The following is a 26,353-nucleotide window of genomic DNA, read 5'->3' as shown; positions in this document are numbered from 1 at the left end:
CAATATAAAACGGGAGTTTGAATGAGTTTACGTCTGCTGCTCTTGGGAGCATTCAGTGCCGCCATGGCCACCACCGCCGCCGTGCCGGCATTGGCCGCGCCACGCGGTTTCACCGTGGAAGACATGGTGGCCATGGAACGCGTGGGCAGCCCCGTGCTGTCGCCGGACGCCACGCGCGTCGTCTACACGGTACGCACCACTAACCTGGACAAAAACCGTGGCAACACGCAGTTGTGGATGATCGACCTGCGCGCGCCGAACGCGGCGCCACGCCAGCTCACGCGCGGCGACGCCAGCGCCAGCGATCCGCAATGGTCGCCGAACGGCGACGCCATCTTCTTCCTGTCCGGCCGTTCCGGCTCCTCGCAAGTGTGGCAGCTGCCCCTGAACGGCGGCGAAGCGGCCAAGGTCACCGACCTGGCGCTGGACGTGGACACCTACCGCTTGTCGCCGCAGGGCGACCGCCTGGCCTTCAGCATGGGCGTCTTCCTCGATTGCGCGGACCTCGCCTGCACGAAAAAGCGCCTCGATGAAAAAGCCAGGAACAAGGCGAGCGGCATGGTCTACGACCAGATGTTCGTGCGCCACTGGGATACCTGGGCCGATGGCCGCCGCAACGCGCTGTATTCGGCGCCGATCGATTCGACCGGCAAGGTCAGCGCCGCGCCCGTGAGCCTGAGCGGCACCCTCGATGGCGACGCGCCATCGAAACCGTTCGGCGACAACGGCGAATACCATTTCAGCCCCGACGGCAAGACCGTCGCCTTCTCCGTGCGCGTGGCCGGCCGCACGGAATCGTGGTCGACCAACTTCGACGTCTACACGATTCCCGCCGCCGGCGGCCAGGCGCCGCGCAACCTCACGGCCGACAATCCGGCCTGGGACGCGAAAGCCACCTGGTCGCCCGATGGCCGCACCCTCGCCTATGTCGCCATGACCAAGCCGGGCTTCGAAGCGGACCGTTTTCATCTGGTGCTGATGGATGTCGCCACCGGCAAAAAGCGCACCGTGGCCGACGATTGGGACCGTTCCGTGGCCGACTTCCGCTGGACGCCGGACGGCAAGGCTTTCCTCGTCGCCGCCGATGACGTGGGCCAGCACCGTCTGTTCCACATCGATGCTGCCAGCGGCAAGGTCAATGCGCTGACGGGCAAGGGCGCCGTGGGCGACTTCGACGTACGCGGCAATACCATCGTGCTGGCGCAAGCCAACCTGGCATCGGGCGCGCAGCTGTACACGCGCAAACTCGACCCGAAGTCGGAAAACGCGCCGATGGTGCAGCTGACGAAACAGAATGCGGCTGCCCTGGCCGACGTGCGTTTCGGCGAATATGAACAGTTTTCGTTCGCCGGCGCGAATGGCGAAACCGTCTACGGCCACGTCATGAAGCCGTGGAATGCCAAGGCCGGTGAAAAGTATCCAATCGCTTTCCTCGTTCACGGCGGCCCGCAAGGCAGCTTTGGCAACAGCTGGAGCTACCGCTGGAACCCGCAAGTGTATGCGGGCGCCGGCTACGCCACCGTCTTCATCGACTTCCACGGTTCGACCGGCTATGGCCAGAAGTTCACGGACTCCATCAGCGGCGACTGGGGCGGCAAGCCGCTGGTCGACTTGCAGAAGGGCCTGGAAGCGGCCACCAAGAAGTTCCCATGGCTGGACCGCGAGCGCAGCTGCGCGCTGGGCGCCTCGTACGGCGGCTACATGATGAACTGGATCGCCGGTAACTGGCCGGACGGCTTCAAGTGCCTGGTCAACCACGACGGCGTGTTCGACAACCGCGGCATGGCGTACGCGACGGAAGAACTGTGGTTCACGGAATGGGAAAACGGCGGCCCGTACTACGACGCACCGGCCAAGCACGAGCAGTTCAACCCCGTCAACTTCGTGAAAAACTGGAAGACGCCGATGCTGGTGGTCCAGGGCGACCTCGATTTCCGCATCCCGACCGCGCAAGGCCTGGGCACCTTCACGGCGCTGCAGCGCCAGGGCATCCCGAGCAAGCTGCTGGTCTTCCCTGACGAAAACCACTGGGTACTGAAGCCGGCCAATTCGCTGCTGTGGCATCACACCGTTTTGGATTGGTTGAATACCTACACGAAGAAGTAAACCCAAGCGAAAGGGCTGGGGTCGGACCCTCAGGGTCCGACCCCGGTATTTCGCCTTCAGGGGTTAAAAAAGCCGCGCGGTGCAGAGATGCACCGCGCGGCTTTTTCATGTAGGTCGGATTAGCGGCGCGCAGCGCCGCGTAATCCGACACAGCAACACATCAATACGTATTAAGCGCCTTGGCAAACTTCACGATCCACAAGCGGCTTGGACGCTCGCGGTCGTCGCCGCGCGCCACGCGGATGGTGTTGGCGGCGTTGCAGCCGGCGGTGCTGCTCGTGACGATGGTGCCGTTCGCATCGACCGTGCACTTGCTCACGTCGGCGCCATCGACTTCCACGCCATTCGCGTCAAAGACCTTGGTTTTCAGGCCGAAGTCATTGTCGTTGGCGAGCGCGATGGTGGAGTCGTCAATCAGGGTCAGTCCTTCCGCTTTTTCAGCCGCCCAGCCAATGGCGTTCAAGTCCAGCAGCACGGTTTTCTTCAGCGGCGTGACGGCGGCCCAGTCGGCGCCATTGACGGCCGCGCCGCCCATGCTGCTTTTTTCCAGATCCGACGTCGCCGCATTGAAGGCGGCGGCCGCGATGTCCGTGGCGCCCTTCAGTTCGACCAGCATCAGTTTATTGAACACCTTGCCCGACGGCGCGGCGCCCTGCTCGATGACGAGGAATTTGCCGCCGCCCAGCGCCACCATGTCGCCCAGCTTGGCGTTGCCCGTGCGGCCATCCTGGTAGTCGGCCGCATTGAGCGGATACGCATACATCTTGCCGCTGCTGCCCGTCGACGGGTCGAATTCGATCCAGCGCGTGAAGCGGGCGAAGCGCTCGACCTGTTCATTCTTCTTCGTCACCGAGTACGGCGCAGTACCGTCGGACAGGGGGCTTTGCAGGAACGCGTACAGCTTGTCATTGCTCGTATCGAGCGTCATGCCTTCCATGCCGCGGTTGGCGCGGCGCTTGGCGAACAGCGCCGGCAAGCCCTTGCCCGGCTCGTATTTGGCCTGGATGATGCCCGTGGCCGCATCGATCCTGACGATGAACGGGCCGTATTCGTCGGACACCCACAGCGCGTTGCGTTTGGCATCGACGACGATGGACTCCGAATCGAGACCGCCCGCATTGAAGACGGCCTTGCCTGCCGCGTCGAATTTCATCGCATCCATGACGGGAATCTCGGCCGAATTGCCGACGGCGCCCACTGGCACGGGCAAGCCCGAGCTGTTGACGGTGGCCGACACCTTGATCGGCGTCGACGAACTCAGGACGGCGCCGTTCTTGCCCACCGTGAGCACGCCAAACGAGGGCGTGAAGCTCGGCGACGGGAATATCTTGCTGCCGATCGTGCCCTTGCCCGATGGATCTGGCACCAGCGGGCCATCGCCGTTCGGGCCGCGGTCCGTCAATCCATAGAATTCCAGGTCGCCGTTGGCGTTCTTGCCCTTGTAGGCCAGGCCCGAGCCGTACGATGGCAAAAAACCGTTCGGGAATTCACCCTTGATCTTGGCGTTCGCGCCTTCGTACTGCACGTAGAACTTGCTGTCCGCCTGGATCTGGTAGCGCGTCACCGTCACTTTGACTTCGCCGACCGGGTTGGCTTGCGTCAGCGCCTCGTTGACGGGCGCGCCCGCTTTCGATGCCAGCGTATCTTCGAAATGCTCGCGCGCGAGGGCGCGGCGTTCCGCATCGACCGTGCGGCCGGCGAACTTCGCGCCCACGGCCGCCAGATGCGCGGACAGGGCCGCGTTGAAGACGGCCGGGACGGCGGCAAAGTCCAGGGTCTTGCCGGCCAGCGCGGCCTTCACTTCCGCCGTCAGCTTGATGCCGTTCGACGGATCGCTGTCTTCATCGAGCAGTTGCAGCGCCAGCAGGCGGTTGACGACCTTGTCGTCCCCCACGTTGGTGCTGGCGGCCAGCGCCAGCGGCGTGACGACGGCGCCGCATGGGGCCGAACCCAGGGCCAGGCCGCCCACGCTGAAGGCTACCGTATCGCCCGGGTTGCAAATGAACTCGCCCTTGGCATTGGTGCTGGCCTTGGCCGCGCTGCCGGCCACGTAATCGAGTCCTTCCACCGCGCCGTCGAGGAACACGCCCGTCTGCGCCACGGGCTTGGCCTGCTCATTGTGGCTGTCGCTGCCGCCACAGGCGGCCAGGGCCAGGCCGGCGGCGATGGCCAGCAGGGTCAGTTTCGGGGTGGACGTTACGGCAGTCTTCATGCATTCCTCGGCTAGGGTGGGGTTGAAGCCGTGGAGGATAACTGTTCAAAGTGACAAGCCCATGACAGGCATTACGGTGGTGGCGTATCCGCAACAGGCCCGCCGATGCCGCCAAAGCGCCCATCGGCCTGGCGCCGGAATTCCTTGGGCGTGACGCCTTTCACCTGCAAAAAGCGCCGGTTGAAGTTGGCCACGTTCTGGAAACCCACGTCGTAGCAGACATTCGATACGTATTGATCCGTGTCCATCAGCAGCTGGCAAGCCTTGTTGATGCGCAGGCGGTTCATGAAATCCGTGAAGCTGTTGCCCGTCGCCTTGCGGAAGAAGCGCGAGAATTTACTCAGCGACATGCCCACCTGCTCGGCCAGCATTTCCGCCGAAATCGGCTCGCGGTAATTGTCCGTAATGTAGTTGAGGACGGCATTGACCTTGGCCAGGGTGGCGTCATCGTCGTACGAACGCAAGGAGGCGCTCGACAGCAAGCGGTAATTGGCCGTGCGCGCCAGCTTGCTCATTAATTGCACGAATTCGGCGAAGCGCTCGGCGCCGTGCGTGGCGCGGATGCGCGCCAGATGCTGTTCGGCCTCGTGGCCCATGTCGAAAAACTCCACGCCATAGCTGGAGCGTTCGAGCAGCGGCAGCAGCTCGCGCAATTCGGGAATGACGCGCGCGGCGCCGGCCAGCGGCGCATGGGCGAATTGCACGATCATGTCGCGCAGGGCCACGCCGCCTTCCGGCATGACGTTGGATATCCAGTTGTGCGGCAGGCGCGGCCCCGTCAGCACCAGGTGGCCCGGTGAAAACTCGCCGATATAGTCGCCCACGAACAAGCGCCCGCTGGTGGCGACGATCAGGTGCAGCTCATACTCTTCATGGCAGTGCCAGCGCACGCGCGAGCTGGGATAACCATGTTCCAGGTAATTGATGATGCCGTCGTAGCTTTCGCGTTCCAGTTCGGGAGCCTTGCGCTCGCCGTCCTTCTGCCATCGGTATTCCATGCTCGTCTCTCCCAGGCTGTCCCCGCCTGTGCCATCCAATGTACCTCAAAAAGCGTCACTCGCCAAAGCGGCCCAGCGCCTGCTGGCGAAATTCCTTCGGCGTCATGCCCTTCAGCTCCAGGAAGCGACGGTTGAAATTGGCCACGTTATTGAACCCCGCCTCGTAGCAGATGTTGCTGACATAGCGCTCCGTCTCCATCAGCAGCTGGCACGCCTTGTTGATGCGCAGGCGGTTGACAAAGTCCGTAAAGCTGTTGCCCGTGGCGTGGCGAAAGAAGCGCGAAAACGTCCGCTCCGGCATGTCCACCTGCTCGGCCAGCTGCTTCAGCGAGAACTGGCTGCTGTAATTGTGCACGATGAAGTTGATGGCGGAACTGATGCGCGCCAGCGCCACGTCGTCGTCGCTCGACTGCATGGGCACCGTCGACAGCAGCTGGTAGTCGCTGGTCTGCGCCAGCTCGCCCAGCAAGGTCAAAAATTCAATGAAGCGCGGCAGGCCGCTGCTGTCGCGGATGCGCCGGAAGCGCCGCAGCGACTGTTCGCTGACGCCAAAAAATTCCACTCCGTGCAAGGCCCGCTGCAGCAGCGGAAAAACATCCTTCAGCTCTGGAATGGCGGCGGCCATCGACGCCAGCGGCGCATGCGAAAACTGGACCACCATGTCGCGCAAGACCACGCCTTCGGGTGGCGTATCGAGCGAGACCCAGTTATGCGGTACGCGCGGCCCCGTCAGCACCAGATGGCCGGGCGTAAACTGGCCGATGTAGTCGCCGACGAAGACCTTGCCGCTGCTCTCGACGATCAGGTGCAGTTCGTACTCATCGTGGTAATGCCAGCGCACCAGCGCATTCGGAAAGCCGTGCTCGAGGTAGCGGATGAAGCCGAAACTGCCTTTCGGCTCGAAGCCGGGCGTGGCGTCGCGCTGCTGTTCCAGCTCCATCTGCGGCAAGCAAGCGCCGGCTTTGCGTGGCATGGCGCGCCCTCCCCGTCAGGCCACAATCTGTTCCAGCGCCCCGCGTGCGCCCAGCCCGTACAGGCTGGCCAGCGCTTGCGCCACCGCCTGCGTGAACGCTGGCGTGTCACTCAAGTCGCCGAACAGCTCGCGCAGGGACAGCAGCGCCGCAGCATCCGCCCCGCCCTGCAGCGCCAGCACGCGCAAGCGCACCGCATACGGGTCGTTCAAGGGCATCTCGCGCCCCTGCTCGTCATGGCCTTCCAGGTAGCGGAACCAGCAGGCCACGGTAAACGCCAGCAGCTTGATGGCGCCGCCCTGCGCCAGCGCTTCGCGCACGGACGGCAGCACGAATTTCGGGATGCGCGCGGAGCCCTCCGTGCCGATGCGCGCCAGCTGGTCGCGCACGGCCGGATTCGAGAAGCGCACGATCAGGGTATCTTTATAGCGGGCCAGATCGATGCCTTCCACTTCATCCAGCAAAGGCGTGACCTCGTCATCCATCATGCGCCGCACGAGCGCGCGGATGCCAGGATCATTCATCGCTTCGTGCGCAAACGTGTAACCGAGCTGCATGCCGATGTAGCACAGGGCCTGGTGGCTGGCATTCAGGAGGCGCAGCTTCATTTTCTCGTACGGCAGCACGTCGTGCGTCATCTGTGCCCCCACCTTTTCCCAGGCCGGCCGGCCCTGCGGGAACTCGTCTTCGATGACCCACTGGCGGAACGGCTCGCAGACGACGGGCCAGGCGTCGATGATACCGAAGCTGTCGCGCACGAGCGCCCGGTGTTCATCCGTGGTGGCAGGCGTGATGCGGTCGACCATGCTGTTGGGGAAGCTGCCATCACTGGCCAGCCAGCGCGCCAGATCGAGGTCGCGCAGGGCGACAAAGGCCAGCAGCATCTTGCGCGTGACGTCGCCATTGTTTTGCAGGTTATCGCAGGACATGATGGTAAACGGCGGCAGTCCCCGCTGGCGGCGCAGGGCCAGCGCGGCGGCCAGGTAGCCGAACGAGCAGCGCGGCGCTTCGGGATGCGCCAGTTCATGCACGATGTCGGGGTGTTGCGCATCGAATTCACCCGTGCCCTGGTTCACATAGTAGCCGCCCTCGGTGATGGTCAGTGCGACGATGCGCGTGCCGGGGTCGGCCAGCTTTTCCAGCACGGCTTGCGGGTCGTCGGGCGCATACAGGTAGTCGCCGATGCAGCCGATGATGCGCGCGCGATCGCCGGCCGCGCTGCGCTCGACCACCGCGTACAAGCCATCCTGCGCCCGCATGGCGTCGCGCATGGCCGCATCAATCGCCAGCAAGCCCACGCCGCAATAGCCCCATTCCACGTTGCCGGGCAAGGCCAGCAAATCGTCGAGGTAGACGGCCTGGTGGGCCCGGAAAAAACCGCCCACGCCGATATGCACGATGCTGGGCACGAGCGTCTCGCGCACATACGCGGGCACGGCCACGTTCCCTGCCAGCTTGGCCAGGTTCGTCTGTTTCAGTTCAATGGCGCTCATTTCAAACTCCCTTGGCGGCGGCATAGGTCTTGCCGGCGCGGTCAAAATAATGGACGAAGCCCGGCTCGAACGTCAAATGCGTCTGCTGGCCCGGCTGCAGGCTGCTGCGCTCGGCGCCGCGCGAGACCACCTGCACATTGTTCGGCAAGCGCACATAGGTCAGGGTTTCCACACCCAGGGACTCCACCAGGTCGACGGTGACGGGCACGCTGCCCGGCTGCGCCACGCCCAGGTGCACGTGCTCAGGGCGGATGCCGACAAAACCGTCCGCCTGCGCCGCGCTGCCCGCCTGCGCCAGCAGCCGCGGCGCCGCATCGGCCGGCACCACGTTCATGCTGGGCGTGCCGATGAATTGTGCGACAAAACGGTTCGCGGGACGGTCATACAGTTCCAATGGCGAGCCATGCTGCTCGATCTGCCCGTCGCGCAGCACCACGACCCGGTCGGCGAGGGTCATCGCTTCGACCTGGTCGTGGGTCACATAAATCGTGGTGGCGCCCAGTTCGCGGTGCAGCTTGGCGATCTCGATGCGCGTCTGCACGCGCAGGGCCGCGTCGAGGTTCGACAGCGGTTCATCGAACAGGAACACTTTCGGGTCGCGCACGATGGCGCGGCCGATGGCCACCCGTTGGCGCTGGCCGCCCGACAGCTCCTTCGGCGTGCGCTCCAGGTATTTACCCAGGTCGAGGATGGCGGCCGCCTTGTCGACTTTCTCGCGGATGATGGCCGGATCGACGCCGGCCAGTTTCAGCGCGAACGACATGTTCTGGAACACCGTCATGTGCGGATACAGCGCATACGATTGAAAGACCATCGCCAAGTCGCGCTTGGACGATGGCAGGGCCGTGATGTCGCGCCCGTCGAGCGACAGCTTGCCGCCGTCGATCGGTTCCAGGCCTGCGATCAGGCGCAGCAGGGTGGACTTGCCGCAGCCGGACGGCCCGACAAAGACGACGAACTCGCCCTGTTGGATTTCCAGGTCGATGCCCTTGATGGCGCGGTGCTCGCCAAAGAATTTTTCGATATTGCTCAGTTGAAGGTAAGCCATGATGTGATCCTAAATTTACTTGACAGCGCCAAAGGTCATCCCTTGGACCAATTGTTTCTGGCAGAACCAGCCCAGCGCCATGATGGGAGCGATGGCCATCAGCGACGCGGCCGACAATTTGGCCCAGAACAGGCCTTCCGGGCTGGAATACGAGGCGATGAGCCAGGCCAGGGTGCCCGCGTTGGACGCGCCCAGGTTCAGCGACCAGAACGATTCATTCCACGACCACACCATGCAGACCAGCGCCGTGGACGCGATGCCGCCCACGGACAAAGGCAGCACGACGTGGCGGAATTCATCCCACACGGTGGCGCCATCCATGCGCGACGCTTCGAGGATTTCGCGCGGCAGCTCCTTCATGCTCGTGTACAGCAGCCAGATCATGATGGGCAAATTCATCAGCATGAACATGATGGTCAGGCCGATGCGCGTATCGAGCAGGCCGAAGTACTGGTAGCAGATATAGATGGGCATCAGGGCGCCCACGCCGGGCATGTAGCGCGAGCTGAGCATGAATTTCAGCAAGCCGATGGTGCCGCTCGTGGGAAAGAAAGCCATCGAATACGCGGCCGGAATGGCGATCAAGAGGCCAATGGCCGTCGACAGCACGCTGGTAAACAGCGAGTTCCACGCGTAGCCGAAGTAATTGTCGCGCGCCAGCACTTCGCGGAAGCTGTCGAGGGTCGGCGTGAAAAACAGCAGCGGCGGCGTGGAAATGGCTTGCCCTTCCGTCTTGAAGGCCATCAGGCCCAGCCAGAAGATGGGAAAGAACAGCAGCAGCGCGAACAGCCAGGCGGCGGCTGTGCGGCCGTATAGATTGAGTTTGCTATGCATCAAGGTCTCCTTATTTCGACAGATTCTTGCCGATGACGCGCATCAGGAAGAAGGCGGCGATGTTGGCGATGAGCACGGCGAACAGGGCGCCGGCCGAGGCCGCTCCCACGTCATACGACAGCAGCGCCTGCTGATAGATCATGAAGGTGATGGTGGTCGTGTCGAAGCCGGGACCGCCGCCCGTCGTGGTAAAGATTTCCGCAAAAATCGACAGCAGGAAAATCATTTCGATCATCAGCACCACCGAGACGGCGCGGCCCAGGTGGGGAATGTAGAGGTAGCGCAACTGCTGCAGATACGTGGCGCCATCCATGCGCGCCGCTTCCAGCTGCTCGCGGTCCATCGATTGCAGGGCCGTCATGAAGATCAGGCAGGCAAACGGCAGCCATTGCCACGAGACCATCATGATGATGGAAAACAGGGGATGCGCCGACAGCCAGTCGACGGGCGTGGCGCCAAAGAACAGACTGATTTGCGCGAACAGGCCGTAGATCGGGTTGAGCAGCATGTTCTTCCACATCAGGGCATTCACGGCCGGCATGATGAGGAAAGGCGAAATCAGGAGCACGCGCACGATGGCGCGCCCCGGGAACGCTTCATTGATCAACAGCCCCAGCGCCGTGCCCAGCACCACCGTGACCAGCATGACGGAAAACAGCAGGGTAAACGTGTTCTGCAAGGCCGGCAGGAACGAGGCATCGGTAAAGAAAAAGTGGAAATTGGCCAGCCCATGGAAAGGATGGCCGCTCGGATCGAGCATGGAATAGCGCACGAACGCGTAGTACAGGGTGATCAGCAGCGGGATCACGGAAATGACGGAGACGGCGACCACGGCCGGCGTCAGCAAAGTCCGGGGGATAATGCGTTTCATAGTGTTCTCTTGGGGCAGGTGAACCGATAACCCGCAAAGCTAAAGTACCGGGGTCGGACCCTCAGGGTCCGACCCCAGATTTACGCTATTGGGGTACGCAAACTATGCAGCAGGCCTACTTGTAGTACCCGCCCTTGCGCATCTCCCGCTCCGCCGTCTGCTGCGACAACTCCAGCGCCTGGTCCACCGTCACCTTGCCCAGCAGCGCTGCCGCCATCTGCTGGCCTGCCGCCACGCCGATCACCTGGAATTCGGGAATCGAGGCGAATTGCACGCCTACATATGGCGATGGCGGCAAGGTGCTTTGCACGGCGCGCGTGGTGGCCAGGGCCTTGCCTTCGGCGGCGGCAAATTTCGCCACTTTCTGGAACTCGGGGCTCGCATACGTCGACTTGCGCGTGCCCGTCGGCACGTTGGCCCAGCTCGTTTCTTTGGCCACCAGTTTCACGTAGTCGGGCGAGGTGGCCCAGTTGATGAAGCGCTGCGCTTCATTCGGGTGCTTCGAGCTTGCAGGAATCGCCAGCGACCAGATCCACAGCCAGTTGGCGCCCCGCTCCGTCACGCCGACGGGCGACTGGGCAAACGCCACCTTGTCGGCCACCTTGCTTTGCTTGGGATCCGTGATGAAAGAGGCGGCGATCGTCGCGTCGATCCAGATGCCGCACTTGCCCTGGTTGAACAGGGCCAGGTTTTCATTGAAGCTGTTGGCGGCCGCGCCCGGCGGGCCGTATTTCTTCATCAGGTCGACATACATGGTGACCGCGTCCTTCCACGGCTTGCTGGTAAATTGCGGCTTCCATTTCATGTCGAACAGCTGGCCGCCGTAGGAATTGGCCATGGTGGTGATCAGCGCCATGTTGTCGCCCCAGCCCGGCTTGCCGCGCAGGCAGATGCCGTACACGCCGTTGGCCGGATCGTGCAGCTTGGCCGCCACGTCGCGCAGCTGGTTCCAGGACGGGCGGTCCTCGATTGTCACGCCCGCTTTTTTCACCAGGTCGCTGCGGTACATGATCATCGAGCTTTCGCCATAGAACGGCGACGCGTACAGCTTGCCGTCGCCGGACAGGCCTTCACGGATGGCGGGCAGCAAGTCGTCGATATCGTATTTGGCGTCCGGCTTGATGGGAATCAGCCAGTTTTTCTTGCCCCAGATAGGCGTTTCATACAGGCCGATGGTCATCACGTCGAACTGGCCGCCCTTGGTGGCGATATCGGTGGTCATGCGTTGGCGCAAGACGCCCTCTTCCAGGGTCACCCATTTGAGCTTGATGTCGGGATTGGCCTGCTCGAAGAACTTGCTGAGCTTTTGCATTTCGATCATGTGGCCGTTGTTGACGGTGGCGATGACCAGGTCGGTGGCGGCAAAAGCGGACGAGCTGAGGCAGCCGGCGATCAGCGCGGCAATGGCGGAACGTTTCATTGTGTGTCTCCAGTGTTTTTTGTCGTTGGCAATGCCCGATTACTTGGCACCACGACCACAATGTAGCACCGGACTTTGATACTTTCTGATACTCCAAAACCGCAATTCGATACTCTTTTGCAAGCCCATCATGCGCAAGAGTATCGATATGTAGCAAAAACAACACTCTGAAAGAAAGTATCAGTACTTGCACGTTTTGTATCAGGGTGGTCAAAAAAGCGCTGCTAGACTTGGTTTTCGGCATTAGACCGTGTGCGGTGCCGCCTTCCGGGGCGCCACCGCTACCACCAACATTCTTCTGGAGACCGCATGAATCGCACTGCATTGAAAACTTTACCTGCCCTGCTGCTGGCCATCGCCAGCGCTTCCGCCATGGCCGACCCCATGTACCCAAGCGACGCCGAAGGCTTCCACGGCTACCTGCGCGCTGGCGCCGGCAGCAATACCTCGAGCGGCGGCGGTTCGCAAGGCTGCTTCGGTCTGGGCGGCAACACCATGAAATATCGTCTGGGCAATGAGTGCGACGCCTACACGGAATTCGGCTACACCAAGTCCGTCGCCAAGTCCGGCGGCGTCAACTACCTGGCCACCATCTGGGTCAACGCCTACGCGCCAAACTCCGATTTCGGCGACAACAAGCTGGGCATCGTCAAAGCCTACGTCGAAGCGCAGGGACTCGATTTCCTCAACGGCGGCACGGCCTGGATCGGTAAACGTTTCTACTACCGTCCTGACATCCACATGCTGGATCTGCAATACATCAACATGAACGGCACGGGCGCCGGCCTGGACCGCATTCCTGCGGGCCCCGGTAAATTCTCGTACGCCTTCTTCAAGGACAACGACATCGCCCAGCGCGATGACGACAAAGGCTCGCGCAGCGGCGTACCTGGCGCCTACCTGGGCACGAAATCGGCCGTGCGCCAGAACTTCATCTACGGCGAAATTCCCGTCAATGAAAACGGCACCCTGGACCTGGCCGCGACCTACATTGTCGGCGAAGGCAAGGATGACGCCATCCTGGGCAAGCGCAATAACGGCTGGCAGCTGTCGGCATTCCACCGTCAGGCGAAAGTCTTCGGCGGCGGCAACACCTTCGGCGTGCAGTACGGCGTCGGTCCTGGTGTCGGCGGCGCCGGCAACGGCCAGTTCGGCGCCTCGGGCGACACCGGTTTCGGTTCGGACCGCAAGCGTACACGCGTCTTCAATGACATGGCGATCCAGCCGATGGCCAACTTCGGCATGGAATTTGTCGCCCTGTGGCAAAAAGACGAGTCGAAAGCTACCGGTTCCTCGACCTGGACTTCGGTCGGCGTGCGTCCTGTGTACGCGTTCACCGACAACTTCAAGCTGGTGGGCGAACTGGGCACGGACCGCGTGACGCAATCGGGCGGCCAGCCGGCCAAGCGCTTGACCAAGCTGACCATCGCACCGACGATCTCGGCCGGTCCTGGCCTGTGGTCGCGTCCTGAACTGCGCGCTTTTGTTACCTACGGCAAATGGAACGATGCGGCCACCGCCTCGGTCAATGCGTCGAACAATGGCGGCCCGATCTATAACAACAATACCAGCGGCACTTCCTACGGTTTCCAGGTAGAAACCTGGTTCTAAGCTAAACCCAAAAGCACGCCGGGGTCGGACCCTCAGGGTCCGACCCCAGTACTTGCATTCGGGTCAAAGAAGGGCGGAACCTCGGTTCCGCCCTTCTTTTTTTACCCTGCAGGATTCAACTTACGGCAAGGCCACCGGCAGTTCCGGGTACTCCTGCGTCAGCGCGTACTTGGTACCGCCCACGGTAACCGTGTAGTTGGCCGGTCCCGAGATCGGCAGGCGGTAGTTCAAGGTCAGCGCCACGGAGCCGCCCGGCGCCAGCGATTGCCAAGCGGGAATCGCGAAACGGGCCCGGTTGTAGTTCTTCGTGAAGCCGCCGATATTGTTCGGGCCCGTGTAGCCGGCATTGATGACCGTCAAGCCGAAGCCGGACTGGTCGCTCATGTCCGATGGCGCCGAGACGGGATAGTCGAACTCCACCACGGTGCCGCCCGGCAAGGTCGTGGCCGTGTTGTTCTTCACCGTCATCACCGGGTTGATGGGGAAGTTGCTGTCGCCCAGCTTCCAGCCACCGAGGGTGATGCTGACGTTGGCCGCCGTGCCCGGCATGGCGATTTCGGCGCGCTTGTTGCCATACGCGCCAGCCGTGCGGAAGGCCTGGTACAGCACGTCCGTCAGGGTGGTGCCCATGAAATACTCGCCCTTGCCACCGTTGCGCGTGGCATCCCAGGCATAGTCGCCCGCCATTTCCCAGATCATCACGCCGCCGATATTGTTGTTGACGATGTACTGGGCCTTGGCCGCGATCGACTGCGTGGTTTCCGTGGAAATGAACACTTTCTTGGTTGCATTCCACAGCCACGGCGCCACCATGGTGCTGCTGTAATGCGGCACATAGGTGCCCACCAGCGCCTTGTCCGTGACTTTATAGGCGTCCAGATAGCTAGGCACGATACCGTTCTGCAAATTCAGCGCATGCCAGATCGGATTGCCGCCGCCCGGCGTGGGTTTGCCCTGGGAATCGAGATCGAACCACACGTTGTCAATGCCCGTTGCGCCCGTGCCGCACGTCTTGGTGCCGGCGCAGGTGACCGTAGAACTGATCAGCGGCGTCGTGCCCCACAGGCCGTTGGTGCCGCCCGTCACATCCTTCCAGCCCCGCGTGTAGAACGGCACGCCGATATTGATGCGTCCCGCCTGCATGGCGCCCCGGTAGTAGCGGTAAGCCCAGTCCGTGTTCAGATAGCCGATGTTCTGAAACTGGTAGGCATTGCCGGCCCGCAGTTCGCCATCGTTGCCGTCGTCAAACAGCGCCGCGTTTGGTCCCACGTACTGGTTCCACGCGCCGTGCAAGTCGTAGCTCATCAGGCTGGCGTAATCGAGATATTTCAACCCCGACATATTTTCCTCGCCGCGCAAGACCCAGCCCGAGGCGGAGCCGGCGATGGTCAGCAGATAGTATTTATTGTCTTGCACGGCCGCTTCGTCGAGCTTCTGGCGCAGCACCTTCAGCAGCACGTTGTAGCTCGTCATCAAGCCGGCCAGGCGCGGCTTCGAGACGGCGAAGTCGTTCGGATTACCCGCTTCATTGTTGGTGGTCGGGTGTTCGTAATCGACGTCGACGCCATCGAAGAAGTTGTACTGGCGCACGAAGGCCACCATGGAATCGGCCAGGGTATTGATGCCGGCCGTGTTGATGCTGCCGTCCGCGTTCGTCGTGGCCGTGTAGAAGCCGCCGCTGCCGGCCCAGCCACCCACGGAAATCATCAGTTTCACGCCTGGATACTTCTTCTTGTATTGCGACAGCAAGTTGAAGTGGCCCTTGTACGGCAAGGACGGGTCCATGGCCGCGGCCGGTACGTTTGGCCACGTCAGGCCCGTATCGGGATTGGCGGCGCCGCTGCCGATGGCGATTTTTGACGTGGCCGGATCGACGGTGGCGAACGCATAGTTCAGGTGGGTGATCTTGTCCCACGGCAGGTTATTCACCAGATACGTTGGGCTGCCATCGACGCCCGTGCGCCAGCTGGCAAAGTAGCCGACGATGCGCCGGTTCAAGCCATTGCTCAGCACTTCGCGGCCATTCGCGTCGTACACCTTGCAATACGGCACATTCGGCACGGCCGAAATCAGGCCGTCCGGACGGCAAGCCGTTGGCGTGGGCGTGGGCGTGGGCGTCGGGGTCGGGGTTGGTGTCGGTGTCGGTGTCGGTGTCGGTGTCGGTGTCGGCGTCGGCGTCGGCGTCGGCGTCGGCGTCGGCGTCGGGGTCGGGGTCGGGGTCGGGGTCGGGGTCGGGGTCGGCGTTGGCGTCGTATCCATCACGGCCCAGGGTCCCCACTGGTCGGTGGCGCTGGGGACATTGCCCTGCGTCCACCACTTGGCCTTGTAGGTGACACCCTGGTAAAGCACGCACTGGCCGCCCGTGTAGACGGTGGCGGCATCCCAGACGGCGCACGCCTCGACGGCGGCGAGCAAGGTGTTCGGGGTGGCGGTCGTACCGTCCTGGCCGCCGCCTCCGCAAGCGACGAGCACGCCGCTGAGCAGGGCCATCAATAATGCATTCGATTTCATGTTGTATTGGTCTCCGTTATGGTTTTACATCGAGAGCTGTTGCAGGCCCCTCGAGGGGCTCTTGTCAACTGTTATCCCTGGCTGGCTGGTCCTTCCTTTACTGCTACTGCAACTTCACATTCCAGTTGGCTTCCACGCATTTCACGTAGTTCCCGGCCAGCAATGCGCTGTACGGGGTTTGATAGCTGACCAGCTGGCATTGGTTCTCGCCACCAGCGCTCCAGTTCTTTTCCCAATAGATGTTGTAGGAAGCGGAACTGGCCGGGGTGAAGCGCTGCATGTTGGCGCAAGACAATTGTTCGCCGGAATAATCCCAGCCCATGTCGGCGGCAAACTGCTTGTAGTAATCGATGCGGTTTTGCGCGGCCTGTTTTTCCGTGCCCTGCCCGCATTCGGCGTTGATGATCATGATGGTGGTGGCGAAATTATTGCCGGCGCCAGCCGTCGTATCGGCCGCGTTCGGCACCCACGTGCCGTCAAGCACGTGCAGCATCGACGGTTTCGGCGGTTGCGGATAGACAAAGAAGAACGTGGCCGACGCCAGGTTCAGCCACGTCGAGGCCACCAGGTCCGGATTCTTCAGCAGCACGGACTGGTCGCCGTCATGCATGGCTTGCGAGAAGGGGCCGTAGTTGTAGTTATAGGACAGCTGCTTGGCGCCGCGGCCGAAATATTTCTTGAAGCTGCCATCAGCGTTCTTGCCGCAGGTCCACACCTTGTTGAAGACGGGGTCGGCGCACTCGACGTTGTAGCCGCAGCCGGCGCCCGTCTCGTCGCAGCCCAGCTCCCGTAAATACTTCAAGCCCTGGCGCCATTGCGGCAGCGGGCTGCTGGCGTTATGGTCGCCCGTTTCCTGCACGAAGTGGGCGAACATGGTGCTCAGGCTGTGGCGGCAGATGGCGTCAGCATTGCGCCCGTCGCTGTAGTCGTCGCACACGGCGGGAAACTTGGCCACGGCTTGCAGGAAGCGCTGATATGTATAGCTGGCATCGCGCGCGGCAAAATAGTAATCCCACTTCGCCGCCGGCAGCAGGCGCTCGACCCGCTTGACGTTGAGCGGGTTGCTGGCCAGTCCCGGCTGCACGGCCTCGACGGCCGTATTGCCCAGGGTGCGGATCGACGCCTTGACCTTGCGGAAGAAATCGTTGTTCGTCAGCGCCGCTTCGTTCGCCTCGGCCTGGGCCTTGGTGGGCACGCCTGGCGCCGGCGTGGGTGTTGGGGTCGGTGTTGGGGTCGGGGTCGGCGTGGGTGTCGGCGTGGGCGTGGGTGTCGGGGTTGGAGTGGTCGTATCGAGGCTCCATGGTCCCCACTGGTCGTTGTTGGGCGCCGTGCCCTGCACCCACCATTTGGCCCGGTACACCTTGCCGTCGTAGACGGCGCACTGGCCCGCCGTGTAGACGGCGCTGGCGCTCCAGGCCGCGCAGCTGTCGCTGGCGGCCGTGGCAGCCAGCAGGGTCGATGGGGGTTCGGTGGTGGAATTGCCGCCGCAAGCGAGCAGCGCGCTGCCCAGCAGGCCAGCCATCAAAGGCGAGGCCAGCCGGCTAATTTGCCGTGTCTTCACAATGTCTCCTGAACGTTATACGAAAACTATCGAAGTAGCTTTTTTATGTTGTACGTAAAGAAAGCACAGCGAAGCATCGGCTTTCTGCACAGAGAATGCGACGCCCTAAATTGGTAGTCAAGTGGTTTTATATAACGGTGTTTTTTACAGTACCAGTGCATGTGAGCGCTGCATTGGCAAGCAATGCGGCGGCGAATGGGACAGGTAAAAAAAAGCCCGCTGCGTCATGGCAGCGGGCAATACCGCGCAGTATGGGTGGCGGCAAGTGGTATTAAGGGTTGCCGCGCGTCCGGGACGAACTTATCGGTTCAGCACGTACTTCGCCAGGGCCGCCGCGTCGGCTGCACTGAGCTGGCTGAATGGCGGCATGGGCACGGGCCCCCATTTACCAGTGCCGCCACTGCGGATGTTGGCCGCCACGGCGGCGACTCCGTCCTTGCCCTTGTACCTGGCCGCCACTTCCGCAAAGCCGGGGCCGACCACTTTCTGGTCAAGCGCATGGCAAGCCATGCAGCCGTTCGCCGCCAGCAAGGTTTTGACATCCTTGCCGCTGGCGGCCGGGACAGCGGCTGCCACGGGTTTGGCGGCGGCCGCGCCCGCTGCTGCGGCGCCCCGCTCCACGCCATAGGTTTTCACCAGGTAATCGACCATGGCCGGCACGTCCGCGTCGTCAAACTGGGCGCCAAACGGCTTTTTCATCTTCTTGACGGTCGCTTCCCAGTAGGCGCGCGGCGAAGCGGGCGGCTGGCTCGATGCATACTGGGCCGCGTGGCACGTCATGCAATTGCGCTGCACCAGCTGGTAGCCGGGCAATTCGCTGGCTTTATAGGTCGCCGTTTCCGGCGGTAAATGGATTTCCAGCGCGCACGCGCCGCCCGCCGCCGACAGTGCCAGCGCGGCAAACAATATCTTCATATGGTTCTCCTCAGACTGCCTGGATGCGCGTGGTTTCCACCACATTGCGCATATAACCCATGGGATTCCACAGGGCTTTCATGGGCTGGCTCTGGCCGATGCGGTTGACGGCGCGCACCATCAGCAGGTGCTTGCCCTTGCGCGGCGCCTTCATGACCATCGTCCATTCGCGGAACGAAAAGCGTCCCAGGTCCTTGCCCAGCTTCGCCTCCTGCCACGTCTGGCCGCCGTCCACCGACACGGTCACCTCGCTGATGCCCTGGCCGCCGTCAAAAGCGATGCCGCGCAGAGCCAGGTCGCGCCCCGCTTTCACTTGCGCGCCATCGTGCACGCTGGTGATGAAGGAGCGCACGTTGAGGCGGCTGATCGGCGTCGTCTTGCCCACGGGCGTGCCCGGTTCGATGAAGCCGGAGCCGTTGTCGGGGATGCGGTAGCCCGTGCTCATCCAGAAGCCGTCGAACGGTTTGTCGAGCACCGTGATCTCGCTCAGGTGCTTGACCCAGTAGGTGCCATAGAAGCCCGGCACGATCAGGCGCAACGGATAGCCGTTGAGGAAAGGAATGTCCTCGCCATTCATGGCCCAGGCCAGCATGACGTCGCCAGCCATGATGTGCTCGACGGACAAGGCTTTTTGAAAGTCGGGACCGTCGCCCACGGGCGGCGTTTCCAGGCCATTGAAGGCGACCTGCACGGCACTGGCCGCGATACCGGCCTTTTCCAGCACGGTTTTCAGTGGGATACCCGTCCAGCGAGCATTGCCCATGGCGCCATTGCCCAGCTGCCCGCCATTGGCGCGCGGGGAAAAGAAACCGCGGCTGTTGCCCGAACATTGGGTCACGGCCACCACATCGACGGGCTCGGCCAGCTGCTTCAGTTCGGCCAGCGACAGCTCGAGCGGCGTTTTGACAAGGCCGGCTATGCGTAAGCGGTAGCTGCCGCCGTCTATGCTGGCGGGCAAGCCGCTCCAGTGGTAGCGCACGAAGAACGCGTCATTGGGCGTGATCGCACCCTCGCTGAAGACGCTGAACGGCGTTTCCAGCTGGGGCGGACGGCTGGTCAGCAGGATCAGCGGACGCTTTTGCGGGAAAGCCACCAGTTCGCGCTCGCCATTTTCAAACGGCAAAGTCACTGAGGCGGACTCCGCCAAGGATGGCCCCGCCACGGCGGCGACGCCCAGGGCGGCCGTCGTGCGCAGGAAGCGGCGCCGGCCTGCGGGCAACAAGGTCGTGTCAGACATGTTTGAGCTCCACCTTGGCTTCGTTGTCGCCGTTGCGGTCGTCGTTGACGAGCTTCTTGATGTAGTACATGACGCTCATGATGACCACGCTCAACAGGCCAAACCAGAACGACACGCGCTGTTCCGTATCGGACGACACGCTCATGGCGCCGAGGATCACCAGCATGGCGAAGATGGTGAAATACGTCAGGTAGGGGAACAGCCACATGCGCACCTTGATGCGTTCCGGGCATTCGCGTTCCAGGCGGCGGCGCAAACGCAATTGAGATATCGCAATGAGCAGGTAGACGAACAGGATCAGGATGCCGTAGGAATTGACGATGAAGGGGAACACGAGGTCGGCCGACACATACGATACGGCAATGGCGAAATAGGCGAACAAGGTGCTGAACAGGATGGCGCGGATCGGTACGCCGTTCTTGCTCAGCTTGACCAGGCCCGTCGGTGCATCGCCGCGGCGCGTCAGCGCGAAGATCATGCGCGACGAGGCGTACAGGCTGGAATTGAGGGCCGACAGCACGGCCGTCAAAATGATGGCGTTCATGATGTGGGCCGCGTACGGGATGTTCATGACGGTCAGGGCGCTGACGAAGGGCGTGGCGATGGCCGGCGAATCCCAGGGCACGATGCAGACGACGACAAACATGGAACCGACATAGAACATCAGCACGCGCGTGATGACGGAATTGGTGGCGCGGGCGATGGCCTTGGCCGGGTCCGACGTTTCGGCGGCGGCGATGGTGACGATCTCGGCGCCCGAATAAAAGGCCGTGGCGGCGACGGCGCCGCTGAGCACCGGTCCCCAGCCGTGGGGCATGAAGCCGCCGTTGCTGGTCAAAAAGCCCAGGGTCGGGATGCTGTTGGGCAAGCTGCCCGTGATGAACAGGGCACCGACGAACAGGAAGACGATGATGGCGACCACCTTGATCGAGGCGAACCAGAATTCGAATTCGCCAAACGCCTTGACCGAAAACAGGTTAAGGATAGTCATCGAGACGAGCAGCACCAGGCTGATCGACCACGACGGCACGTCGGGCAGCCAGAAGTTGACGAGCTTGGCGCCGGCGATGGCTTCCAGGGCGACGACAACGACCCAGAAATACCAGTACATCCAGCCGCTCATGAAGCCGAGGAATTTCGAGACCTTCGGCTTGTCGTCGAAGGCCAGGCGCGCATATTCGTAAAAGGAGCCGACCACGGGCAGGGACGAAGCCAGTTCTCCCAGCATGCGCATGATCAGGACGACGAGGCCGCCCGTGAGCAGGAAGGATAGGATGGCGGCCGGGCCGGCGGCCTTGGCGATGACGCCGCTGCCGACAAAGAGGCCGGCGCCGATCACGCCGCCAATGGCGATCATGCTCATGTGGCGTTGCTTCAGCGAGTGCTGCAAGCCGGTATTGTTGTGGTTGTCGCTAATCATGTGTGTCTCCTAGTAATATCTGAAGCTCGGTGCGCCCTGGCCTGCTGCGGCATGTTTCTGCCGCGCGGCTTTGTTTTATTTAGGCAACACCGTCAAGCAGCATCGATACATCATCAAATCAGTCTGGTTGGCTGCATGCCATAAGTCAATCTGGAAATGCAGCGGCCCGGCGCGGTCGCCAAGGGGCAAGCGCGCTGGAGAGTAAGTACGGGGTATTGCTGGGTATTGCTGATCTATTGCTGCTTAAAAAATGGGAGCGGCGGCAACACTTGTGGCGTAAGCGCCACTCCCGGGAACGTATTACACCTTGCCCTTCCATGGCACGAGGGTACGTTCGAGGTAACGCATCATCAAATCAAACAGGAAAGCGAAGAAGCCGATCACGATAATGCCCATGATCACCACGTCGCTGGCCAGGAACTCGGAAGCGCTGAGCACCATGTAGCCGAGGCCGCGCGTGGCCGCCACCATTTCGCCGGCCACCAGGGTGGTCCAGCCCACGCCGATGCCGATACGCATGCCGGTGAGGATTTCCGGAATCGCGGCACGCAGGATCACGTGCACGATGACCTGGAAACGGGTAGCGCCCATCGAGTACGCCGCGTGGATTTGCTCCAGCGACACGGAGCTGACGCCGGCGCGGGCCGCGATGGCCATCGGTGCGAAGATGGCCAGGAAGATCAGGTAGACCTTCGAAAACTCGCCGATGCCGAACCAGATGATGACCAGTGGCAAATAAGCGAGCGGCGGCAGCGGGCGGTAGAACTCGATCAAGGGATCGAAGATGCCGCGTGCCACGCGGTTGACGCCCATCATCACGCCGATGGGAATGGCGAACAGGCACGCCAGGCCAAAGGCGCCGAACACACGCACCAGACTGGCGACGGTGTGTTCCCACAGGGTGGCGCCGCCGAAACCGGTGGTCGCCGCCATGATGAACTTTTCATAGACGGCTTGCGGCGACGGCAGGAACAGCGGCTTGACCATGCCGCTGGCCGTCACGCCGAACCACAACAGCAATACAGCGATGACGGTGACGGTAGCGATGCGGCTGGAATTGCCCTGCCCCGGCGCGCCGAACGCTTCGCCGGGCATGGCGCAGCGGGGAGCGAACAGGCGGCCAAAGAAGCCGGCGCGCTTGGCGGCAGCGGGAGGAAATCCCACGGCGGATGGGCTATGCATGGGACACCTCCAGCTCTTTATTGACAGCGCGCTCGTCGCCATAAATGATGTTGAGCACCGTTTCGCGCATCTTGATGAAGTCCGGGCTCGATTTCACGGCGCGCGCATCGCGGCATTCGAGGAAGCGCTTGTTGAAATCGAGTTCATACGTGTGCGTGATGCGGCCCGGACGGGGCGACATGACGATCAGCCGGTTCGCCAGGAACAGCGCCTCGTCGACGCTGTGGGTAATGAAGAAGAACATGGTGCTGGACTTGGCCCAGATATCGAGCAGCAATTCCTGGATGGTTTCACGCGTCAGCGCGTCGAGCGCGGCCATCGGTTCATCCATCAGCAGCATGGCGGGATTGCTGGTCAGGGCGCGGGCGATGCCCACCCTTTGCTGCATGCCGCCCGACAATTGATAAATCATATTGTCGTGAAAGTCCTTCAAGCCGACCAGCGCCAGGTTCTTGGCCGCCTGTTCGCGCCGCACGGCCTTGGCCACGCCTTGCAGCTTGAGGCCGAATTCCACGTTTTCCATCACGTTCAGCCACGGCAGCAAGGCATGTTTCTGGAATACGACGCCACGGTCGGCGCCCGGCCCTTCCACCTTGTTGCTGCCCAACATGATCTCGCCCTTGGATGGGGCGATAAAGCCCGCCATCAGGCTCAGCAAGGTGGTCTTGCCGCAGCCCGAGGCGCCCAGCGCGACGACGAAGTCGCCGCTATTGATGGTGAGATTGATATTATTTAAGGCATGTACGCGTTCACCGGCCGTCTTGCCCGGATAAATCACGCTGACATCCTTGACGTAGAGATTTTCCATCATGTGCCCCGCATAGGTGTAGTCACTTCAGTTCAACGCATTCTGTTCAGTCAGCGCGCCCGCAGGCGCGCCATCGCACAACGTTTACTTCAGCAGGCCGGCGGCCTGTGCATACCTGGGTGTCACATACTTGGCGTAATCTGTTGCCAGGGTGTCGATCTTGCCTTCGCCCTTCAAAAATTGCGCCGTGGCCAGCAAAGCTTGCGCCACGCCTCCCTTGGCGCCGCCACCGAGCCAGGCTGGCGACGCCTGCTCCTGCAGCGATGGGTAGGCGTACAGGGCCACGGAAGCGGCCACGTCCTTGGCGGCCGCGCCCGAATGCTTGACGTTGGCTTTCACTTGCGGGGAATCGATGGTCCACGCCTTCGGATTGGCGCGGTAGTCGGCGTCGGCAGCGGCCATCACCTTGACGAACTTGGCCATGAAGTCGGCGTTCGCTTCGCCCCAGGCGCGCTCGACGGCCATGCCGTCAAACGTGGCCTTGCCCTTCTTGCTCAGCTCGCCGGACGTGACGAGCACCTTGCCGTTTTGCTTGAGCTTGCTCAAGGCCGGGTCCCACACGAAGGCCGCATCGATGTCGCCCCGTTCCCAGGCAGCGGCGATCTGGTTCGGCTGCATGTTGAGCAGTTTCACTTCCGTCGGCTTGATGCCCCACGTTTCCAGCGCGAACATGGTGTGGAAGTGCGTGGTGGACACGAATGGCACGGCGATCTTCTTGCCGCGCAAGTCCGTGGGCTTGGCGATGCCGGCGCCATTGCGGGCCACCATCGCTTCCGCTTCATTGATGTCGTCGATGATCCAGAACAGCTGCAGGTCGACGCCGCGGCTGACGGCCGCCGTCAGGGGACTGGAACCGATGACGCCGATCTGCACGTCGCCGGACGCCATGCCGGTGGCTACCTTGGCGCCCGAGTCGAACTTGCGCCAGTTGATTTTATAGCCCGTGGTTTTTTCCACTTCGCCGCTGGCGATGGCCACGAGGAAGGGACCGTTGATTTCCTGGTAGGCAATCGTCACTTCCTTGCTTTGCGCAAAGGCGGTACCGCTGGAAGCCAGGGCGGCGGCCAGCACCAGGGTGCCGAGGACGGCGCGGCGCATCGATGAAAAACCTGTTTTGCTCGTATTAGTGTTCATGTCTCACTCCAAGTTATTGTTATGTGTGAACGTTCGGGCAATAACATCCTTGCGGATGGCGCCGCTGGCCGGTCTATGCCAGCTCATGCGACGACTTGAACTGCAGTGCTGCTTTTAGAAAACTTCATCTTTCAAGTGATACCAGCGGTACAGGAAGCGCTGGCCAAGGCGGCGGAACGGGGCGAACGCTTGCGACTCGACCAGTTCCATCATGTTCGGGTACGGCAGTTTCGAATTGAAGATCGGCAAGCCCGTGTCGCTGGCCTTGCCCGCGATGCGCTCGGCCATGCGCCGGCCCGCCTGCGCCGAGTACATGACGCCGTTGCCGCCGTAACCGAGCGAATAGAAGATCGATTGCTTCGGGTCCGGTTGCACGATGCGCGGCATCATGTCGTGGCTGACGTCGACCCAGCCCCACCACGAATAATCGATGGCGATACCCGTCAGCGCGGGGAACTTGCGGTGCAGATCGTTGATCAAAAACTGTTTGTATTTGTCGTCCGGCGCGTCGGCGCCCGTGATGGCGCTGCGGCTGCCGATCTGCACACGGTTGTCCGGCATCAGGCGGTAGTAGTGACGCAGAATGCGCGTATCGGTGATCACCTGGTGGGTGCGGAAGTTGCACGCCTCGATTTCCGCCGGGGTCAACGGACGCGTGACGAGCGAGTTCGACAGAATCGGCAGCAGGCGGTTCTTCACTTGCGGATGCAGATGGGGCGAGGTGTAGCCGCCCGTGGCCACGGCCACGGAACGCGCACGCACCACACCGCCCGGCGTTTGCAGATAATGCACGCCGTTGCGCGTTTCCCAGCCCATCACGGGGCTGGACGGGTGCACCTTGGCGCCCAGCGCACGGGCCTTGCGCAGGTAGCCGAACGCCAGCTTGCCCGCGTGGATGCCGATGCCTTCCGGCTCGTGCAGCGCGCCGGCCGCTTCCTTGTCGTCCACATACTCACGCTTGACGGTGTCGGCGTCGAGGATGCGCGCGTCGTACTTGAATATCTCGCGCATGATCTTGGCTTCTTTTTCCAGCGCGGGCATGGCTTTCGCCTTGTGGGCGATGTACAGATGGCCGCCCGGCTGCGGCTCGCAATCGATGTCGGCCGTGATCTTCTTGAACGTTTGCATCGCGTCGCACACTTCCGCGTGCAGTTTCAGGGCCGTGTCCGGCCCATAGCGGTCTATCCACTGCGAGCGTTTCAGGCGGCCCGTCGTGCATTGCGCCTGGCCGCCGTTGCGCGTGCTGCAGCCCCAGCTGACCCGGTTCGCTTCCAGCACGGTCGCCTTGATGCCGTGTTCCTGGGCCAGGAAGATGGCGCAGGAGAGGCCGGTAAAACCCGAGCCGATGATGGCCACGTCGACGTCGATATCATGCGTGATGGGGCCGTCGTCGGCGGGCGGCTCGCCGGCCGTGCCGATCCAGTAGGTGGGCGCGTAGGCATTGCCGTGGCCGGGGCGCTGGGCTACCAGCGGATCGTAGGCGGGATCGTAGGACGTGCGGGCGGCGGTGCTGTTGCCCAATACGTCAGATGGGGTGTCGACAGGTTTGTTCATGATCATTCCTGGTGAACGTACTGGCTCAGGCTTTGTTGCCGGTAGCAACCGGTGGGCGATCCTTGCGGAAGGCATTCTTCACGGCGATCTTGCCGTCGCGGAAAGTGAAGATGTCGACCATGCGCGCTTCGATGCGCGTGCCGTCCGCCTTGGTGCCGGCAAACGTCGATTCCGTCACGCCGCGCTCGCCGCTGACGAAGTGTTCTGGATTCAGCCAGGCGGCGTCGGGGAAGGTTTGCCAGGCCAATTCGAAGCCGGCGCGCACGGCGTCGCGGCCAATAAAACTCTTGCCCAGCAAGTCAGGGCCGGCCACGGCATGGAATTCACAATCGTCGGCCATGGCGGCCATCAGGGCCTCGATATCGTGGCGGTTCCAGGCATCGCCGAACGCTTGCAGGAAGTCAGTGGTGACGGCGTCGGTGTGCGGTACAGGGTGGTTCATGGTGGTCTCCGTAAATCGTTTTTGA

General features: G+C 62.4%; 20 protein-coding genes. 2 read left to right on the top strand and 18 right to left on the bottom strand.

Annotated elements, in window-relative coordinates:
* The first annotated feature begins 21 nt into the window (after positions 1-21).
* Positions 22-2,106, top strand: a complete 2,085-nt coding sequence (locus MRBLMS1_RS11125; RefSeq protein WP_485879445.1) for a S9 family peptidase — start codon at positions 22-24, stop codon at positions 2,104-2,106.
* 160 nt (positions 2,107-2,266) lie between these two features.
* On the opposite strand, the gene MRBLMS1_RS11120 is transcribed toward MRBLMS1_RS11125, so the two are convergent.
* The 8 genes from MRBLMS1_RS11120 to MRBLMS1_RS11085 form a co-directional block, all read right to left on the bottom strand.
* A complete protein-coding gene (locus MRBLMS1_RS11120) occupies positions 2,267-4,318 on the bottom strand; it encodes an esterase-like activity of phytase family protein (protein ID WP_485879444.1) in 2,052 nt (683 codons plus the stop codon).
* A 71-nt stretch (positions 4,319-4,389) separates the two neighbouring features.
* Complete coding sequence (locus MRBLMS1_RS11115) at positions 4,390-5,316, bottom strand: helix-turn-helix domain-containing protein (protein ID WP_314607816.1); 927 nt, start codon at positions 5,314-5,316, stop codon at positions 4,390-4,392.
* A gap of 55 nt (positions 5,317-5,371) precedes the next feature.
* Entirely contained in the window at positions 5,372-6,289 is a 918-nt protein-coding gene (locus MRBLMS1_RS11110; protein ID WP_485879443.1) for a helix-turn-helix domain-containing protein, read from the bottom strand.
* Between the two features lie 15 nt (positions 6,290-6,304).
* Positions 6,305-7,780, bottom strand: a complete 1,476-nt coding sequence (locus MRBLMS1_RS11105) for a mannitol dehydrogenase family protein (RefSeq protein ID WP_485879442.1) — start codon at positions 7,778-7,780, stop codon at positions 6,305-6,307.
* Between the two features lies 1 nt (position 7,781).
* Positions 7,782-8,828 carry an ABC transporter ATP-binding protein gene (locus MRBLMS1_RS11100; RefSeq protein WP_485879441.1) on the bottom strand — a complete coding sequence of 349 codons (1,047 nt, stop codon included), beginning with the start codon at positions 8,826-8,828 and terminating at the stop codon, positions 7,782-7,784.
* Positions 8,829-8,843: 15 nt separating this feature from the next.
* A complete protein-coding gene (locus MRBLMS1_RS11095) occupies positions 8,844-9,662 on the bottom strand; it encodes a carbohydrate ABC transporter permease (RefSeq protein ID WP_034758454.1) in 819 nt (272 codons plus the stop codon).
* 10 nt (positions 9,663-9,672) lie between these two features.
* Positions 9,673-10,533 carry a carbohydrate ABC transporter permease gene (locus tag MRBLMS1_RS11090; protein ID WP_070306090.1) on the bottom strand — a complete coding sequence of 287 codons (861 nt, stop codon included), beginning with the start codon at positions 10,531-10,533 and terminating at the stop codon, positions 9,673-9,675.
* A gap of 115 nt (positions 10,534-10,648) precedes the next feature.
* The gene (locus MRBLMS1_RS11085) at positions 10,649-11,953 is read right to left on the bottom strand and encodes an ABC transporter substrate-binding protein (protein WP_278318369.1); all 1,305 of its coding nucleotides are present in this window, start codon (positions 11,951-11,953) and stop codon (positions 10,649-10,651) included.
* A gap of 309 nt (positions 11,954-12,262) precedes the next feature.
* On the opposite strand from MRBLMS1_RS11085, the gene MRBLMS1_RS11080 reads away from it, so the two are divergent.
* Positions 12,263-13,564 (top strand): carbohydrate porin, encoded by a 1,302-nt coding sequence (locus tag MRBLMS1_RS11080; RefSeq protein ID WP_485879440.1) that lies wholly within the window; start codon positions 12,263-12,265, stop codon positions 13,562-13,564.
* A 120-nt stretch (positions 13,565-13,684) separates the two neighbouring features.
* On the opposite strand, the gene MRBLMS1_RS11075 is transcribed toward MRBLMS1_RS11080, so the two are convergent.
* From MRBLMS1_RS11075 to MRBLMS1_RS11030, 10 genes are all read right to left on the bottom strand, one after another.
* The gene (locus MRBLMS1_RS11075) at positions 13,685-16,075 is read right to left on the bottom strand and encodes a chitinase C-terminal domain-containing protein (RefSeq protein ID WP_485879439.1); all 2,391 of its coding nucleotides are present in this window, start codon (positions 16,073-16,075) and stop codon (positions 13,685-13,687) included.
* 103 nt (positions 16,076-16,178) lie between these two features.
* Positions 16,179-17,636: a glycoside hydrolase family 19 protein gene (locus tag MRBLMS1_RS11070; RefSeq protein ID WP_485879438.1), complete on the bottom strand. Its 1,458-nt coding sequence runs from the start codon at positions 17,634-17,636 to the stop codon at positions 16,179-16,181.
* A 300-nt stretch (positions 17,637-17,936) separates the two neighbouring features.
* Entirely contained in the window at positions 17,937-18,551 is a 615-nt protein-coding gene (sorB, locus tag MRBLMS1_RS11065; RefSeq protein WP_485879437.1) for a SorB family sulfite dehydrogenase c-type cytochrome subunit, read from the bottom strand.
* A 10-nt stretch (positions 18,552-18,561) separates the two neighbouring features.
* Positions 18,562-19,788 (bottom strand): SorA family sulfite dehydrogenase catalytic subunit, encoded by a 1,227-nt coding sequence (gene sorA, locus MRBLMS1_RS11060; RefSeq protein WP_485879436.1) that lies wholly within the window; start codon positions 19,786-19,788, stop codon positions 18,562-18,564.
* Positions 19,781-21,208: an amino acid permease gene (locus MRBLMS1_RS11055; protein ID WP_338681561.1), complete on the bottom strand. Its 1,428-nt coding sequence runs from the start codon at positions 21,206-21,208 to the stop codon at positions 19,781-19,783. The genes sorA and MRBLMS1_RS11055 overlap by 8 nt, the downstream gene beginning before the upstream one ends.
* 300 nt (positions 21,209-21,508) lie before the next feature.
* Entirely contained in the window at positions 21,509-22,303 is a 795-nt protein-coding gene (locus tag MRBLMS1_RS11050) for an ABC transporter permease subunit (protein WP_051959683.1), read from the bottom strand.
* Positions 22,304-22,382: 79 nt separating this feature from the next.
* Entirely contained in the window at positions 22,383-23,198 is an 816-nt protein-coding gene (locus tag MRBLMS1_RS11045; protein ID WP_035828937.1) for a taurine ABC transporter ATP-binding protein, read from the bottom strand.
* 84 nt (positions 23,199-23,282) lie between these two features.
* Entirely contained in the window at positions 23,283-24,332 is a 1,050-nt protein-coding gene (gene tauA, locus MRBLMS1_RS11040) for a taurine ABC transporter substrate-binding protein (protein ID WP_485879435.1), read from the bottom strand.
* Positions 24,333-24,446: 114 nt separating this feature from the next.
* Positions 24,447-25,886, bottom strand: a complete 1,440-nt coding sequence (locus MRBLMS1_RS11035) for an NAD(P)/FAD-dependent oxidoreductase (protein ID WP_485879434.1) — start codon at positions 25,884-25,886, stop codon at positions 24,447-24,449.
* Between the two features lie 25 nt (positions 25,887-25,911).
* Complete coding sequence (locus tag MRBLMS1_RS11030; RefSeq protein ID WP_072454822.1) at positions 25,912-26,328, bottom strand: nuclear transport factor 2 family protein; 417 nt, start codon at positions 26,326-26,328, stop codon at positions 25,912-25,914.
* Positions 26,329-26,353 lie beyond the last annotated feature (25 nt).

The organism is Massilia sp. LMS1-1-1.1 (assembly GCF_040815535.1).
Classification (GTDB): domain Bacteria; phylum Pseudomonadota; class Gammaproteobacteria; order Burkholderiales; family Burkholderiaceae_D; genus Janthinobacterium; species Janthinobacterium aestuarii.
This window is presented reverse-complemented; position numbering and strand designations above follow the sequence as displayed.

Bases quoted from the DNA above. Each gene is read 5' to 3' on its own strand.
- MRBLMS1_RS11120 (WP_485879444.1), bottom strand. From the start codon at position 4,318: ATGAAGACTGCCGTAACGTCCACCCCGAAACTGACCCTGCTGGCCATC.
- MRBLMS1_RS11045 (WP_035828937.1), bottom strand. From the start codon at position 23,198: ATGGAAAATCTCTACGTCAAGGATGTCAGCGTGATTTATCCGGGCAAG.
- sorA (WP_485879436.1), bottom strand. From the start codon at position 19,788: ATGTCTGACACGACCTTGTTGCCCGCAGGCCGGCGCCGCTTCCTGCGC.
- MRBLMS1_RS11105 (WP_485879442.1), bottom strand. From the start codon at position 7,780: ATGAGCGCCATTGAACTGAAACAGACGAACCTGGCCAAGCTGGCAGGG.
- MRBLMS1_RS11075 (WP_485879439.1), bottom strand. From the start codon at position 16,075: ATGAAATCGAATGCATTATTGATGGCCCTGCTCAGCGGCGTGCTCGTC.
- MRBLMS1_RS11115 (WP_314607816.1), bottom strand. From the start codon at position 5,316: ATGGAATACCGATGGCAGAAGGACGGCGAGCGCAAGGCTCCCGAACTG.
- MRBLMS1_RS11090 (WP_070306090.1), bottom strand. From the start codon at position 10,533: ATGAAACGCATTATCCCCCGGACTTTGCTGACGCCGGCCGTGGTCGCC.
- tauA (WP_485879435.1), bottom strand. From the start codon at position 24,332: ATGAACACTAATACGAGCAAAACAGGTTTTTCATCGATGCGCCGCGCC.
- MRBLMS1_RS11110 (WP_485879443.1), bottom strand. From the start codon at position 6,289: ATGCCACGCAAAGCCGGCGCTTGCTTGCCGCAGATGGAGCTGGAACAG.
- MRBLMS1_RS11035 (WP_485879434.1), bottom strand. From the start codon at position 25,886: ATGAACAAACCTGTCGACACCCCATCTGACGTATTGGGCAACAGCACC.
- MRBLMS1_RS11095 (WP_034758454.1), bottom strand. From the start codon at position 9,662: ATGCATAGCAAACTCAATCTATACGGCCGCACAGCCGCCGCCTGGCTG.
- MRBLMS1_RS11085 (WP_278318369.1), bottom strand. From the start codon at position 11,953: ATGAAACGTTCCGCCATTGCCGCGCTGATCGCCGGCTGCCTCAGCTCG.
- MRBLMS1_RS11050 (WP_051959683.1), bottom strand. From the start codon at position 22,303: ATGCCCGGCGAAGCGTTCGGCGCGCCGGGGCAGGGCAATTCCAGCCGC.
- MRBLMS1_RS11100 (WP_485879441.1), bottom strand. From the start codon at position 8,828: ATGGCTTACCTTCAACTGAGCAATATCGAAAAATTCTTTGGCGAGCAC.
- MRBLMS1_RS11080 (WP_485879440.1), top strand. From the start codon at position 12,263: ATGAATCGCACTGCATTGAAAACTTTACCTGCCCTGCTGCTGGCCATC.
- MRBLMS1_RS11055 (WP_338681561.1), bottom strand. From the start codon at position 21,208: ATGATTAGCGACAACCACAACAATACCGGCTTGCAGCACTCGCTGAAG.
- MRBLMS1_RS11030 (WP_072454822.1), bottom strand. From the start codon at position 26,328: ATGAACCACCCTGTACCGCACACCGACGCCGTCACCACTGACTTCCTG.
- MRBLMS1_RS11125 (WP_485879445.1), top strand. From the start codon at position 22: ATGAGTTTACGTCTGCTGCTCTTGGGAGCATTCAGTGCCGCCATGGCC.
- sorB (WP_485879437.1), bottom strand. From the start codon at position 18,551: ATGAAGATATTGTTTGCCGCGCTGGCACTGTCGGCGGCGGGCGGCGCG.